At 59.6% G+C, this 14,892-nt stretch carries 15 protein-coding genes; 10 read left to right on the forward strand and 5 right to left on the reverse strand.

Going from position 1 to position 14,892, the window contains the following annotated elements; all coding sequences use genetic code 11:
• Positions 1-184 precede the first annotated feature (184 nt).
• From prpC to BFP92_RS13785, 3 genes are read right to left on the reverse strand one after another with little or no spacing between them, the layout of a single operon-like run.
• A complete protein-coding gene (prpC, locus tag BFP92_RS13775) occupies positions 185-1,312 on the reverse strand; it encodes a bifunctional 2-methylcitrate synthase/citrate synthase (protein WP_065929894.1) in 1,128 nt (375 codons plus the stop codon).
• Between the two features lie 42 nt (positions 1,313-1,354).
• Positions 1,355-2,248, reverse strand: coding sequence for a methylisocitrate lyase (gene prpB / locus BFP92_RS13780; RefSeq protein WP_017134742.1), 894 nt, complete (start codon positions 2,246-2,248; stop codon positions 1,355-1,357).
• The gene (locus BFP92_RS13785) at positions 2,245-2,958 is read right to left on the reverse strand and encodes a GntR family transcriptional regulator (protein ID WP_065929895.1); all 714 of its coding nucleotides are present in this window, start codon (positions 2,956-2,958) and stop codon (positions 2,245-2,247) included. The genes prpB and BFP92_RS13785 overlap by 4 nt, the downstream gene beginning before the upstream one ends.
• 272 nt (positions 2,959-3,230) lie before the next feature.
• On the opposite strand from BFP92_RS13785, the gene BFP92_RS13790 reads away from it, so the two are divergent.
• The 6 genes from BFP92_RS13790 (at position 3,231) to BFP92_RS13815 (ending at position 8,703) form a co-directional block, all read left to right on the forward strand.
• A complete protein-coding gene (locus BFP92_RS13790) occupies positions 3,231-3,764 on the forward strand; it encodes a retropepsin-like aspartic peptidase RloA (protein ID WP_058422048.1) in 534 nt (177 codons plus the stop codon).
• 5 nt (positions 3,765-3,769) lie between these two features.
• On the forward strand, positions 3,770-5,302 hold the full coding sequence (locus BFP92_RS13795; RefSeq protein WP_065929896.1) for an osmotic stress tolerance membrane protein RloB: 1,533 nt from the start codon (positions 3,770-3,772) through the stop codon (positions 5,300-5,302).
• On the forward strand, positions 5,302-6,288 hold the full coding sequence (locus BFP92_RS13800) for an alpha-L-glutamate ligase-like protein (RefSeq protein ID WP_065929897.1): 987 nt from the start codon (positions 5,302-5,304) through the stop codon (positions 6,286-6,288). Before BFP92_RS13795 ends, BFP92_RS13800 begins: the two co-directional genes overlap by 1 nt.
• A 185-nt stretch (positions 6,289-6,473) precedes the next feature.
• Positions 6,474-7,817 carry an aminodeoxychorismate synthase component I gene (gene pabB, locus BFP92_RS13805; protein WP_065929898.1) on the forward strand — a complete coding sequence of 448 codons (1,344 nt, stop codon included), beginning with the start codon at positions 6,474-6,476 and terminating at the stop codon, positions 7,815-7,817.
• A 227-nt stretch (positions 7,818-8,044) separates the two neighbouring features.
• Positions 8,045-8,347, forward strand: a complete 303-nt coding sequence (locus tag BFP92_RS13810) for a type II toxin-antitoxin system HigB family toxin (RefSeq protein WP_065929899.1) — start codon at positions 8,045-8,047, stop codon at positions 8,345-8,347.
• The gene (locus BFP92_RS13815; protein ID WP_065929900.1) at positions 8,347-8,703 is read left to right on the forward strand and encodes a helix-turn-helix domain-containing protein; all 357 of its coding nucleotides are present in this window, start codon (positions 8,347-8,349) and stop codon (positions 8,701-8,703) included. Before BFP92_RS13810 ends, BFP92_RS13815 begins: the two co-directional genes overlap by 1 nt.
• A gap of 98 nt (positions 8,704-8,801) precedes the next feature.
• Here BFP92_RS13815 and thrH read toward each other — a convergent pair whose 3' ends face one another.
• Positions 8,802-9,419 (reverse strand): bifunctional phosphoserine phosphatase/homoserine phosphotransferase ThrH, encoded by a 618-nt coding sequence (gene thrH, locus BFP92_RS13820; protein ID WP_065929901.1) that lies wholly within the window; start codon positions 9,417-9,419, stop codon positions 8,802-8,804.
• Between the two features lie 151 nt (positions 9,420-9,570).
• Between thrH and BFP92_RS13825 the strand changes: the two genes are divergently transcribed.
• The 3 genes from BFP92_RS13825 (at position 9,571) to BFP92_RS13835 (ending at position 13,038) form a co-directional block, all read left to right on the forward strand.
• Positions 9,571-10,305, forward strand: a complete 735-nt coding sequence (locus BFP92_RS13825; protein WP_065929902.1) for a phosphoadenylyl-sulfate reductase — start codon at positions 9,571-9,573, stop codon at positions 10,303-10,305.
• A 470-nt stretch (positions 10,306-10,775) separates the two neighbouring features.
• Positions 10,776-12,305 (forward strand): NCS1 family nucleobase:cation symporter-1, encoded by a 1,530-nt coding sequence (locus BFP92_RS13830; RefSeq protein ID WP_065929903.1) that lies wholly within the window; start codon positions 10,776-10,778, stop codon positions 12,303-12,305.
• Between the two features lie 13 nt (positions 12,306-12,318).
• Positions 12,319-13,038 (forward strand): aspartate/glutamate racemase family protein, encoded by a 720-nt coding sequence (locus BFP92_RS13835; RefSeq protein ID WP_065929904.1) that lies wholly within the window; start codon positions 12,319-12,321, stop codon positions 13,036-13,038.
• 10 nt (positions 13,039-13,048) lie between these two features.
• On the opposite strand, the gene BFP92_RS13840 is transcribed toward BFP92_RS13835, so the two are convergent.
• On the reverse strand, positions 13,049-13,972 hold the full coding sequence (locus tag BFP92_RS13840) for a LysR family transcriptional regulator (RefSeq protein WP_065929905.1): 924 nt from the start codon (positions 13,970-13,972) through the stop codon (positions 13,049-13,051).
• Between the two features lie 105 nt (positions 13,973-14,077).
• Here BFP92_RS13840 and BFP92_RS13845 point away from each other — a divergent pair, with 105 nt between their 5' ends.
• Positions 14,078-14,824: a 3-oxoacyl-ACP reductase family protein gene (locus BFP92_RS13845; RefSeq protein WP_065929906.1), complete on the forward strand. Its 747-nt coding sequence runs from the start codon at positions 14,078-14,080 to the stop codon at positions 14,822-14,824.
• Positions 14,825-14,892 lie beyond the last annotated feature (68 nt).

Raw genomic sequence — 14,892 nt, forward strand, 5'->3', positions numbered from 1 at the left:
CACGGTAGGTTCACAAGGTGCCGACTGACTCCGAGGTGGAATGCGATCAAAATGTGGGAGCGGGCTTGCTCGCGAAAGCGGTGGAACAGTCGCCGGATGTGTTGAATGACACACCGTATTCGCGAGCAAGCCCGCTCCCACATTTTTGATTCGGTTACCACTTCAGGATCGCCAGGCTCTTCACTCAGCGACGTTCGATTGGCACGAACTTGCGCTGCTCAACGCCGATGTACTCGGCACTTGGACGGATGATGCGGTTATTGGCGCGCTGCTCGAACACATGCGCGGCCCAGCCGGTCAGGCGCGAGCACACGAAGATCGGTGTGAACAGCTTGGTCGGGATGCCCATGAAGTGGTACGCCGAGGCATGGTAGAAGTCGGCGTTGGGGAACAACTTCTTCTGCTCCCACATGGTTTTGTCGATAGCCTCCGAGACCGGGAACAACACCTTGTCGCCCACCTCATCGGCGAGCTTTTTCGCCCAGCCCTTGATCACTTCATTGCGCGGGTCGCTGTCTTTATAGATCGCGTGGCCAAACCCCATGATCTTGTCTTTGCGCGCCAGCATGCCGAGGGTGCCTTCGACGGCTTCTTCGGCCGAGCCGAAACGCTCGATCATCTCCATCGCCGCTTCGTTGGCGCCGCCGTGCAACGGGCCGCGCAGCGAGCCGATGGCGGCGGTCACGCAGGAATACAGGTCGGACAAGGTTGAAGCGCACACGCGGGCGGTGAAGGTCGAGGCGTTGAATTCGTGCTCGGCGTAGAGGATCAGCGACACGTTCATGACCTTCTCGTGCAACTCGCTGGGCTTCTTGCCATGCAGCAGGTGCAGGAAGTGGCCGCCGATGCTTGGCTCGTCGGTCACGCAGTCAATCTTCTTGCCGTCGTGGCTGAAGCGATACCAGTAGCACATGATCGCCGGGAAAGCGGCGAGCAGGCGGTCGGTGACATCGTGCTGGGCGCTGAAGTCTTTCTCGGGCTCGATATTGCCCAGAAACGAGCAACCGGTGCGCATCACGTCCATCGGGTGGGCGTCGGCGGGGATGCGTTCCAGCACTTCCTTAAGCGCTTGCGGCAGGTCGCGCAGTTTGCTGAGTTTGGCGCTGTAGGCGGCCAATTCGGTTTTGCTCGGCAATTGGCCGTAGAGCAGCAGGTAGGCGACTTCTTCAAATTGCGCATCGGCGGCCAGTTCGCGCACGTCGTAGCCGCGATAGGTCAAGCCGGCACCGGCCTGGCCGACGGTGGACAGTGCGGTCTGCCCGGCCACCTGGCCACGCAGGCCGGCGCCACTCAGTACTTTTGCTTCAGCCATGGTTCTTCTCCAATTTTGTAGTTATTCAGGGAGGCGCGTTCGTTACTTTTTCGCGGCGAACAGCGCGTCGAGCTTCTGCTCGAAGGTGTGGTAGTCGATGCGATCGTAAAGCTCCATGCGGGTTTGCATGGTGTCGATCACGTTCTGTTGCGTACCGTCGCGACGGATCGCGGTGTAGACGTTCTCGGCGGCCTTGTTCATGGCGCGGAAAGCCGAGAGCGGGTACAGCACGATGGAAACATCGGCAGATTTCAGTTGATCGACTGTATAGAGAGGGGTTGCACCGAACTCGGTAATGTTAGCCAGGATCGGGGCCTTTACCTTTGACGCAAAGAGCTTGTACATCTCAAGCTCAGTGATGGCTTCCGGGAACACCATGTCGGCGCCGGCTTCGATGCAGGCGGCGGCACGCTCCAGCGCCGACTCCAAGCCTTCAACCGCCAGCGCGTCGGTGCGCGCCATGATCACGAAGCTGTCGTCGGTGCGTGCGTCCACGGCGGCCTTGATGCGGTCGACCATTTCCTGTTGGGACACGATTTCTTTGTTCGGGCGATGCCCGCAACGCTTGGCGCCGACCTGGTCTTCGATGTGGATGGCGGCGGCGCCGAACTTGATCATCGACTTGACGGTGCGCGCCACGTTGAACGCCGAGGAGCCGAAACCGGTGTCGACGTCGACCAGCAGCGGCAGGTCGCACACGTCGGTGATGCGGCGTACGTCGGTGAGAACGTCATCCAGGCCGGTGATGCCCAAGTCCGGCACGCCCAGGGAACCGGCGGCAACGCCGCCGCCTGACAGATAAATCGCCTTGAAACCGGCGCGCTTGGCCAGCAGCGCGTGGTTGGCGTTGATGGCACCGACCACCTGCAAGGGCTGTTCGCTGGCAACGGCGTCACGAAAACGCTGGCCTGGAGTGGTTTTATTGTTGGAACTCATGACTCACCTCGTGATGAAGGAGCGCCGTCCGGGAAGTGACGGGCAATATTGCGTTTGGAAGCGCCGATATGGCGGCGCATCAACAACTCGGCCAGTTCACCGTCGCGATCGGCAATCGCGTCAAGAATGCGGTGATGCTCGGCAAAAGCCTGGCGTGGACGATTAGGGGTGGCGGAAAACTGGATGCGGTACATGCGCACCAACTGGTACAGCTCGCCGCAGAGCATTTGGGTAAGGGTGCGGTTACCGGCGCCTTGAATTATCCGGTAATGAAAATCGAAGTCGCCCTCCTGCTGGTAGTAGCCCAGGCCCGCCTGGAACGCTTCGTCGCGCTCATGGGTGTGCAACACCTGGCGCAGCTCTTCGATTTCCGCGTCGGTCATGCGCTCGGCCGCCAGGCGGCAAGCCATGCCTTCCAGGGATTCGCGGATTTCATACAGCTCGATCAGCTCGGCATGGCTCAAGGACACCACTCTGGCGCCGACGTGAGGTACGCGCACCAGCAGGCGCTGGCCTTCGAGGCGGTGGATAGCCTCACGCAAAGGGCCACGGCTGATGCCGTAGGTGCGCGCCAGCTCCGGTTCGGAGATTTTGCTGCCGGGAGCGATCTCGCCTTTGACGATGGCGGCCTGGATGCGCCGGAAAACGTTCTCGGACATGGTCTGGGAATCGTCTTGCGCCACCATCGGCGTTTCCAGTTGATCCAGCATATTGTCGACACCTTTAAAAGCAATGCCGCAAAAACTAGCCAATCAAGCCCTGTTAGTCAAAGAATAAATACACATTGTCGACAATCGTCTAATAACCCTTGCCGCACCTTCACAGGGCATGGCCGCCTGCCAGCGCTGGCGCCGGAAAAGCATCATGTTAGAATGCCCGCCGCTTTTGCCTGACATCACTTGATGAAACGGCGCACGAGGGAGTTTGCGCAGCAATGCCAGTCGCCTTGAATTGAACATCGCACTGCACCGCGTCAGGATCTATGAGACTCAAGCCCTTCCTTCTTATTTGTCTACTGTGCATACCTGGCCTTGGCGTTGCCGCCGAGAAGACCGTGTATGGCCTGAATGAATACGCCAAATTGGCCGGCATCGACCTGGAAGTGGCCGCCAAACTCGACACCGGCGCCAAGACCGCCTCGTTGAGCGCCCGCGATATCAAGCGCTTCAAGCGCAACGGCGAATCCTGGGTTCGCTTTTATCTCGCCATCGACACCGCCCATTCCCACCCCATCGAACGTCCTCTGGCCCGCGTGAGCAAGATCAAGCGCCGCGCCGGTGACTACGACCCCGATGAGGACAAGAACTACACCGCCCGCCCAGTGATTGCCCTGGATATCTGCATGGGCACCGCTTTACGCAGCATCGAAGTGAACTTGACTGACCGCAGCGCCTTCCAATACCCGCTGCTGATCGGCTCCGAAGCGTTGAAACGCTTTGATGCGCTGGTCGACCCCAGTCTTAAATACGCAGCGGGCAAACCCGCCTGCGCCGCCGACGCTCATACCGCCGAGTAAACCGAATGCGCTCTCTGACCCTGCACCTGAAAATCCTCATCACCATCCTGGTGGTATTGGGTATTTCGGTCACCGCTTACCAGATTTTCGTGCTGGGCATCCCCGTCACCGAAGACGCCACCGACGACTTGTGGAACATCGACGCCAAGGTCGAATTCGTCGCCAACCCCAAGGACCCGGTGAAAATTTCGATGTTCGTGCCGCCCCTGAGCCGCGACTTCGTCAGCCTTAACGAGAGTTTTATTTCCAATAATTACGGCGTGAGCGTCAACCGCGCCGACGGCAACCGCAAGGTCACCTGGTCGGCGCGCCGCGCCAAGGGCAACCAGACGTTGTATTACCGCCTGGTGCTGACCAAGCGTTACAGCGGCGAAAAGGTCAAGGTCAAAGGCCCGACCTTCCGCGACAGCATCGCCGTCGAAGGCCCGGAAAAAATCGCCGCCGAAGCCCTGCTGGCGCCGATCCGCCAGCATTCGGCCGACGTCGAGACCTTTATCACCGAAGCGATCAAGCGCACCAACAACCTCAACGACGACAATGTAAAGCTGCTGCTGGCGGGCGACCCGTCCACGCCGCACAAAGCCAAGATCGTCGAACTGTTGCTGTCGATCGCCCATGTGCCGGTGGAAAAAGTCCACACTATCCGGCTGGTCGCCGACCAGCCGCAAACCCCGGAACTGTGGCTGCGCAGCTTCAACGGCAATGACTGGCTGTACTTCAACCCGGAAACCGGCGAGCAGGGCCTGCCGTCCGACCGCCTGCTGTGGTGGACCGGTGATGAAAACCTGATTTCGGTGGAGGGCGGCAAGAAAGCCATGGTGACCTTCAGCCTCAACAACAGTGAGATGAACGCGATTCGCCTGGCCAAGCTGACCGACGAAAACACCGACGCCAATTTCCTCGAATACTCGTTGTACGGCTTGCCGCTGCAAACCCAGCAGACCTTCATGATCATGGTGATGATCCCCATCGGCGTGCTGGTGATTCTGATCCTGCGCAACCTGATCGGCCTGCAAACCCTGGGCACCTTCACCCCGGTACTGATCGCCCTGGCGTTTCGCGAGACGCAGTTGGGCTTCGGCATTGCGCTGTTTACCATCATCACCGCGCTGGGCCTTTCGCTGCGTTCGTACCTGGAACACCTGAAATTGCAGATGCTGCCGAGGCTCTCGGTGGTGCTGACCTTTGTGGTGGTGCTGATTGCGGCCATCAGCCTGTTCAGCCACAAGCTGGGCCTGGAACGCGGCCTGTCGGTGGCGCTGTTCCCGATGGTGATTCTGACCATGACCATCGAGCGTCTGTCGATCACCTGGGAAGAACGCGGTGCCAACCATGCGCTGAAAGTGGCCGTGGGCACCCTGTTCGCCGCTGCCCTGGCGCACATCATCATGAGCGTGCCGGAGCTGGTTTACTTTGTGTTCACCTTCCCGGCCATCCTGTTGATCCTGGTGGGTTTCATGCTGGCCATGGGTCGCTATCGCGGCTATCGCCTCACCGAGCTGGTGCGTTTCAAGGCCTTCCTCAAGGCTGATTCGTAATGTTCGGCTTCTGGAAAACCTGGAAGGCCCTCGAAGCGCGAGGGATCATGGGTATCAACCGGCGTAACGCCGACTACGTGCTCAAGTACAACAAGCGCAGCCTGTACCCGATCGTGGATGACAAGATCATCACCAAGGAACGGGCGATTGCCGCGGGCATCCATGTGCCCGAGATGTACGGGGTCATTTCCACCGAGAAGGAAATCGACAAGCTCGACGAAATCATCGGCGGGCGCAGCGACTTCGTGATCAAACCGGCCCAGGGCGCGGGCGGTGATGGCATCCTGGTGGTGGCCGACCGGTTTGAAGGGCGCTACCGCACGGTGTCCGGCAAGATCATCAGCCATGAAGAAATCGAGCACCAGATCTCCAGCATCCTCACCGGTTTGTATTCCCTGGGCGGCCACCGCGACCGCGCACTGATCGAATACCGCGTGGTGCCCGACCAGATCTTCAAGAGCATCAGCTACGAAGGCGTGCCGGATATCCGCATTATCGTGCTGATGGGCTACCCGGTGATGGCCATGCTGCGCCTGCCGACCCGTCAGTCCGGCGGCAAGGCCAACCTGCACCAGGGCGCGATTGGCGTGGGCGTGGACCTCGCCACCGGCCTGACCCTGCGCGGCACCTGGCTGAACAACATCATTACCAAACACCCCGACACCACCAACGCGGTGGATGGCGTGCAGTTGCCCAACTGGGACGGGTTCATGAAGCTCGCGGCAGGCTGCTACGAGCTGTGCGGTCTGGGCTATATCGGCGTGGACATGGTGCTGGACCAGGAAAAAGGCCCGTTGATCCTGGAGCTGAATGCGCGGCCGGGGCTGAATATCCAAATCGCCAATGACTGCGGTTTGACCTTGCGTACCCACGCGGTGGAAGCGCGACTGGACGAACTCAAAGCGGCTGGCGTGACGGAAACTGCGGAAGAACGCGTGAAGTTTGTGCAGGAAATGTTTGGGCATATTCCTGCGGTGGAAGGCTGATCGCCTCATCGCAGGCAAGCCAGCTCCCACAGGTTGATCGCGTTCTTATGTGGGAGCTGGCTTGCCTGCGATAGCTTTCTGACAAGCAACACCTCTATCCAGCTATCACCGACATCCCCTCTAGGACCAAACCCTTGAGAGGACTACAATCGCCACCCCCACGCCAACAGCTGATCCACCCTGCAATGTCGACCTGCTCCGTACACCCGCTGCCCTACCGGACCAACCCCGCCGACTACTTTGCGGCGATTCGTCATGCCCCTGGCGCAGTGCTGCTCGACAGTGGCCGCCCGGCTGCCGAACGCGGGCGTTATGACCTGCTCAGCGCCTGGCCGCACGCGACATTGACGGTAGCGCCTGACGAAAGTGGCGCTGATTTCCTGCAACGCTTGCGGGCAAACCTGACGCAATTGGGCGAAGCGGATCTGCCGACAGGTTACGCGCTGCCCTTCGCTGGCGGCCTGATTGGCTACTTGAGTTATGACTTTGGCCGGCACCTGGAGCAACTGCCTGATTGGGCCGTGGATGACCTGCACCTGCCGGATGCGCGCTTCGGCCTGTATGCCTGGGCGCTGATCAGCGATCACCAGGCGCAGACCAGCCAGTTGGTATTCCACCCTGCGTTGGCCGACAGCGAACGGCTTCGGTTGCTCGACCTGTTTGGGCAACCAACGGCTGAATCATCTGACACCTTCAAGCTGAACGGTCCCATGGCGCCGGACCTCACGCCCGAGGCCTACCGACAGGCCATCGTGCGTATTCAGGCCTACATCCAGGCAGGCGACTGCTACCAGGTCAACTTTGCGCAACGTTTTCGCGCGCCCTGTGCCGGCGATCCCTGGGTCGCGTATTGCGCGCTGCGTGAGGCCTGCCCTACACCGTTTTCCGGGTTTCAGAGCTTGCCGGATGACGGCGCGATACTCAGTCTGTCGCCGGAACGTTTCGTGCAGATCAGCGAACGCCAGGTGGAGACCCGCCCGATCAAAGGCACCCGCCCGCGGGGTTTGACGCCGGAAGAGGATGCCGCCAACGCCGCCGAACTCCTGGCCAGCCCCAAGGATCGCGCCGAAAACCTGATGATTGTCGACCTGCTGCGCAACGACCTCGGCCGCACGTGCCGCACCGGCTCGGTAAAGGTGCCGGAGTTGTTCAGCCTGGAAAGCTACCCCAATGTGCACCACTTGGTGAGCAGCGTGACCGGGGTGCTGGCCGATGACAAAGACGCCCTCGACCTGATCGCCGGCAGCTTCCCTGGCGGCTCCATCACCGGCGCGCCGAAGATCCGCGCGATGCAGATCATCGATGAGCTGGAGCCGACCCGGCGCGGGTTGTACTGCGGCTCGCTGGTGTATCTGGATGTACGCGGCGAAATGGACAGCTCCATCGCCATCCGCAGTCTGCTGGTCAAGGACGGGCACGTGAACTGCTGGGGCGGCGGCGGAATTGTCGCGGACTCGCAGTGGGAGGCGGAGTATCAAGAGTCGCTGACCAAAGTACGGGTCTTGTTACACACGTTGGAAAACCTGTAGCACCCCGCCTTTCCTGGCGCTCGCACGCGGCGCCCAGCGACAGAAAAAACCTGAATCAGAACGGCTGTGGACGAAGTATGAGCGGGCCGATAGCGTCCGGTTCAGACCGTCCACCCGCCACCTGTGAAGGATCACATGAAGCGACTGCCTATTCGTCAGAAATTAATTCCGAGATTGCATCTCACACCAACCCCACCTAATATCTCCCAAATTGGGAGGATACAGCGATGCGGATAATCGCTCTCTCGACCTTACGGACATTCTGGGAAAGCCATCCCGCTTATACCGATGCCAAGACACCGCTGGTCGAGCTGTATCGCCATATGGAGGGGACCACTTACACAACGCCACAGGCACTCAAGGCAGAGCTTAGAACGGCGAGTATTCTCAAGGGCAGCCGGGTGGTGTTTAACGTGGGCGGCAACAAGTATCGAGTGATCATGGCGATCGACTATCAACGACAGCTGGGGTTCGTGCGTTTCGTGGGCACCCATATGCAATATGACCAGATCAACGCGGAGACCGTGTGATGAACATCAAACCTATTCATTCCCAGGAAGACCTGGCTGCCGCGCTTGCGCGTGTGGAGCAGCTTTGGGGCGCGCCAATCGGCTCGCCTGAGGGTGACGAGCTGGAAATTCTCGCCGTACTCATCGAGAAGTACGAGGCGGAACACTTTCCCATGCCACCTTCGGACCCGGTGGAAGCGATTAAATTTCGCATGGAACAGCTTGGCATGACAGCCCGTGATCTGGAGCCCTTCATAGGCACCAGCGGGCGGGTGTCAGAGGTGCTGAACCACAAGCGCAAGCTGAGCCTGTCGATGATCAAACGGCTGCACGAAGGCTTGAGCATTCCTTATGAGCGGTTACTGGCCGGGGTTTAAGCAGTGGCCGCACGGACCTCATCGCAGGCAAGCCAGCTCCCACGGGTGATGTGGGAGCTGGCTTGTCTGCGATGGGGCCATCAACAGCGCTGGGTGTATTACAGGCTCAACTGCCGATTCGACGCCTTGATAAATTCTTTCTTCAAGTCCTCAAAGGTGTGCACCGCCGGGAACTGCGGGAACTCGCGAATCACATTTTCCGGCGCATGAAACAGAATCCCACGGTCAGCTTCACCCAGCATCGTGGTGTCATTGTAGGAATCGCCAGCGGCGATCACGCGGTAGTAAAGGGTCTTGAACGCCAGCACGGACTGGCGCTTAGGGTCTTTCTGACGCAGTTGATAGCTCACCACTCGATCATTTTCATCAGTGATCAGGCGGTGGCACAGCAAGGTCGGGAAACCGAGCTGGCGCATCAATGGCTGGGAAAATTCGTAGAAGGTGTCCGACAGAATCACCACCTGGAAGCGTTCGCGCAGCCAGTTGACGAACTCGATAGCGCCATCCAGCGGCTTGAGGGTGGCGATCACTTCCTGGATATCGGCAAGTTTGAGCCCATGCTCGTCAAGAATGCGCAGACGCTGCTTCATCAGCACGTCGTAGTCGGGAATGTCACGAGTGGTGGCCCGCAGGGATTCAATACCGGTTTTTTCGGCGAAGGCGATCCATATTTCCGGGACCAGCACCCCTTCCAGGTCGAGACAGGCAATTTCCACAAGACACTCCTATTGGATGTTATTAGTTGAGCGAGCAAAAGGACTGCCGAACTCTAGCGATTCAAGCGCGGCGCCGCAACGCAGAGCGGATTTTGATACCATCGCTCCCCTATAGAGCGCTCAGCGCCACTGACCTGTAGGAACCGTCCTGATGAACCAAGCCTTCGACGTCGCTGAACTCGCCGCGACTTATGCCAACAAATCCGCCCAGGACATTCTCAAACTGGCATTCAGCCAGTTCGGCGATGACCTGTGGATTTCCTTCAGCGGTGCCGAGGATGTGGTGCTGGTCGATATGGCTTGGAAGCTGAACAAGAACGTCAAGGTGTTCAGCCTCGACACCGGCCGCCTGCACCCGGAGACCTACCGGTTTATCGAGCAGGTGCGCGACTTCTACAAGATCGACATCGAGCTGATTTCGCCGGACCAGAGCAAGCTGGAACCCTTCGTCAAAGAGAAAGGCCTGTTCAGCTTCTACAAAGACGGCCATGGTGAATGCTGTGGCATACGCAAGATCGAACCGCTGCGCCGCAAGCTGTCCGGCGTGAACGCCTGGGCCACCGGCCAACGCCGTGACCAGAGCCCCGGCACTCGCAGCCAGGTGGCGGCGCTGGAGATCGATACGGCGTTTTCGACTCCGGAACGTACGTTGTACAAATTCAACCCGTTGGCGCAGATGACCAGCGAGGAAGTCTGGGGCTACATCCGCATGCTGGAGCTGCCCTACAACAGCCTGCATGAGCGCGGGTTTATCAGCATCGGCTGCGAGCCCTGCACCCGCCCGGTATTGCCTAACCAGCACGAGCGCGAAGGGCGTTGGTGGTGGGAGGAAGCCACGCAGAAGGAATGTGGGCTGCATGCTGGGAATATCATCAGCAAGGCTTGAGAACTAACACGGTAAAAAAGTGTGGGAGCGGGCTTGCTCGCGAAGGCGGTGGATCAGTCACTTATAAGTCGACTGACACGCCGTCTTCGCGAGCAAGTCCGCTCCCACATTTTGTTTTGCACCGCCTATAAAAAATGTACACATCAATGTAACCATAAGTGCCATTTATGTGTGCAATCCGGGGTCATCCGCACCAAAACGTAACACCCATTTACGCACGCTGTTCGACGCTTCAATAGCGCGCCTCCCCGTCAAAAATAAATACCTGTTCAATCGGTCAATTTATATTTCTTTTAATTCAGCTAGTTATTTATCTAACCTATAAAAACGAAATTATCCCATATTTTCATAGACCCGAAACTGGCACACATGTGGCTTAAGGTGAGTAGCGCTTTGTATACAATAAATACAAAACATACATACACTTTGCCATCTGCACTGTTCCTGCAGATGCGCCGGAGCCTGCCGGAATGCGTACAAGCCTCTCGAATGACATCGCACTGGATCTGCCCTCCTCTTCCCTGAACCCCGAGGCGGCAAGCCTCGGCCCATTGGTGCTCAGCCCACGCCTGCACAACAAGGACCTGGCGCCCACCAAAGCCGAAGGCCGACGCTGGGGGCGTTACAGCATCTTCGCGTTGTGGACCAACGACGTGCACAACATCGCCAACTATTCGTTTGCCATCGGCTTGTATGCGCTGGGCCTCGGCGGCTGGCAGATCCTGTTGTCCCTGGGGATCGGCGCGGCACTGGTGTATTTCTTCATGAACTTGTCGGGGTTTATGGGCCAGAAAACCGGCGTGCCGTTTCCGGTGATCAGCCGTATCAGTTTCGGCATCCATGGTGCGCAGATCCCGGCGTTGATCCGCGCGGTGATTGCGATTGCCTGGTTTGGTATTCAGACCTACCTGGCCTCGGTGGTTTTCCGTGTGCTGCTGTCGGCGATTCATCCAGGATTTGCCGACTATGACCACAACTCGATTCTCGGCCTGTCGACCCTGGGCTGGGCGTGTTTTATAACGATCTGGTTTGTGCAACTGGCGATCCTGGCCTACGGCATGGAAATGGTGCGCCGCTATGAAGCCTTCGCCGGGCCGGTGATTCTGGTGACCGTGGCGTCGCTGGCCGGCTGGATGTACTTTCAGGTCGGCGGCAATATCGCCTGGTCGATCCGCGAGCCTTTGAGCGGCGGCGAGATGTGGCGCAACATTTTTGCCGGTGGCGCGCTGTGGCTGAGCATCTACGGCACGCTGATCCTCAATTTTTGCGATTTCGCGCGCTCCTCGCCCTGCCGCAAGACCATCCTGGTCGGCAACTTCTGGGGCTTGCCGGTGAATATCCTGGTGTTTGCCGCGATCACCGTGTTGCTCTGCGGCGGGCAGTTCCAGCTCAATGGCCGGGTGATCGAAAGCCCGACCGAAATCATCGCGGCCATCCCCAATACCTTCTTCCTCGTGCTGGGCTGCCTGGCGTTCCTGATCGTTACCGTGGCGGTGAACATCATGGCCAACTTTGTCGCGCCGGCCTTTGTGCTCAGCAACCTGGCGCCCAAGTACCTGAACTTCCGGCGCGCCGGGTTGATCAGCGCCACTGTGGCGGTGCTGATCCTGCCGTGGAACCTCTACAACAGCCCGCTGGTGATCGTGTATTTCCTCTCCGGGCTGGGTGCGCTGCTGGGGCCGCTGTATGGGGTGATCATGGTCGATTATTGGCTGATCCGTAAAAGCCAGGTGGATGTACTGCAGCTGTATAGCGAAGACCCGAATGGCGTTTATTACTACAGCCGTGGGGTCAATTTACGCGCGGTCGCGGCGTTTATTCCGGCGGCAGTCATCGCGATCCTGCTGGCGCTGTTGCCGGGTTTTGCCAGTGTGGCACCGTTTTCCTGGCTGTTTGGCGCCGGTATTGCAGGGCTGTTGTACTTGCTGATTGCCAAGCGCCAAGGGTTCTACGCCGATGTCAGCGGCGAAAGCATTGCAGTCGATAACGTCAGTCATTAATCAAGGACATTCCATGCGCATCCTCGTGGTCAACGTCAACACCACCGCATCCATCACCGAGACCATCGCCCAGCAGGCGCGGGCCGTGGCTTCACCGGGCACCGAAATCGTCGGGCTTACGCCGTTCTTTGGCGCCGAGTCCGTGGAAGGCAACTTTGAAAGCTACCTGGCCGCCATCGCCGTGATGGACCGGGTGATGGCCTACGATCAACCGTTCGATGCGGTGATCCAGGCCGGCTACGGCGAACACGGCCGTGAAGGTTTGCAGGAATTGCTCAACGTACCGGTGGTGGACATCACCGAAGCGGCGGCCAGCACGGCGATGTTTCTGGGCCATGCCTATTCGGTGGTGACTACCCTGGACCGCACCGTGCCGTTGATTGAAGACCGCCTGAAGCTCGCAGGTCTGTATCAACGTTGCGCCTCGGTACGCGCCAGCGGCATGGCGGTGCTGGAGCTGGAAGAAAACCCGCTGGCCGCCATGCAAGCCATCGTGCGCGAGGCGGAGCTGGCCATTCGCGACGACAAGGCCGAAGTCATCTGCCTGGGCTGCGGCGGCATGGCCGGGCTGGATGAGCAGATTCGCCAGCGTACCGGCGTGCCGGTGGTGGATGGCGTCACGGCGGCGGTGACCATTGCCGAATCCCTGGTGCGCCTGGGGTTGTCGACTTCGAAGATCAGGACTTATGCGACGCCGAGGCCGAAGAAAGTGATTGGCTGGCCAGGTCGGTAGATTGCCTTGATCAAATCGCGCTGAATGCTTGCCCCAGTTTCTGCTCGGCAAACTGCTCGATGATGAAGTCGACAAACGCCCGGGTCTTGCCGGGCAGCAGTTTGTGTTCAGCGTAGTAAATGGAGATGTTGCCATCGTCGACGTACCAGTCGGGCAGTACGCGTACCAACTTGCCGCTCGCCAGCCAAGGCACGGCAAACGGCATGCTCACCAGCGCGATGCCCAACCCTTGACCTGCCGCGACGCAGGCCGCCTGGGAATCGCTCATGGTCATGCGCGCCTTGAGGTTCAGCGGCGCGTGCCCGCCGTGGCGGCCGGTCAGTTGCCAGGACCGCACGCGGCCGGTTTGTGGCGAACGAATCAGAATGCCTTCGCAGTGCTCAAGGTCGTCGGGCTGCAACACCCTCGCACGTGTCGCCAGATAATCGGGTGAGGCCACCAGCACTCGATGCGCCGGCGCGAGCTTACGCGCGACCACGCCCTGAGGCAGTTCAAAACCGCCGCCCAATGCCGCGTCGAAGCCTTGGCCAATCAGATCAACCTGGCGATTATCAAAATGCCAGTCGGGGCTGATATCCGGGAAGCGTTTTAGAAACTCACCCAACAACGGCACGATGTATAAACAGCCGACCACCGTGCCCATGCTGACTTTCAAGGTTCCCACCGGCCGCCCTTCGGCGCTGGCCAGGTTGGCCACCGCGTTCTGGATGGTGGTGAGGCTGGCGCTGACTTCTTCGAGGAACAGCTTGCCGGCTTCGGTCAGCGTCAGCCGCCGGGTGCTGCGCTGAAACAGCCGAACACCCAGGCGCGCTTCCAGCTTGGCGACGCTTTTACCGACTGCCGCCGGGGTCAAACTCAGATGCCGCGCGGCTTCGGCAAAGCTGCCACCTTCGGCGCTGCGCACGAAACATTCGATACTGCCAAAGCTCTCCATATCGACCACTCTAAACTTTTGGTTTACACAGACTATAGCAATCACGGTCTACCGGCTGGAGTGGGTGAGGCCGATACTCGGTCCATCAACTACTTGGAGATCGACATGACCACACTCAACCTCAGCGGCAAAGTTGCATTGATCCAGGGCGGTTCCCGCGGCATTGGCGCTGCCATCGTCAAGCGTCTGGCAGCGCAGGGTGCAACCGTCGCCTTTACCTACGTCAGCTCCGCCGCCAAGGCCGAAGAACTGCAAAACAGCGTGATCAGCGCAGGCGGCAAAGCCTTGGCGATTCAGGCCGACAGCGCCGATGCCACGGCAATTCGCAACGCGGTCAACGCCACCGTCGAAGCCTTTGGGCGCCTGGATATTCTGGTGAACAACGCCGGCGTGCTGGCCATCGCGCCACTGGAAGACTTCACGCTGGAAGACTTCGACCAGACCTTGGCGATCAATGTGCGCAGTGTATTTATCGCCACTCAGGAGGCGGCCAAACACATGGGCGAAGGCGGCCGCGTGATCAATATCGGCAGCACCAATGCCGAGCGCATGCCGTTCGGCGGTGGCGGGCCGTATGCGATGAGCAAGGCGGCGCTGGTGGGGCTGACCAAGGGCCTGGCCCGGGATCTGGGACCGCGTGGCATCACCATCAACAATGTGCAGCCTGGGCCGGTGGATACCGATATGAACCCGGCGGACAGTGAGTTTGCGGCGAGTTTGATGGGGTTGATGGCGGTCGGGCGGTATGGGCAGGTGGAGGAGATTGCCAGCTTCGTGGCGTACCTGGCCGGCCCGGAAGCGGGCTACATCACAGGTGCGAGCCTGACCATCGATGGTGGTTTCAGCGCTTAAAACCTCTGCCGCACCGCAAAACCCAATGTGGGAGCTGGCTTGTCGGGTCGCCGCATCGCTGCGATGGC

It is taken from the genome of Pseudomonas sp. 58 R 3 (assembly GCF_900006605.1).
Lineage (GTDB): Bacteria > Pseudomonadota > Gammaproteobacteria > Pseudomonadales > Pseudomonadaceae > Aquipseudomonas > Aquipseudomonas salomonii.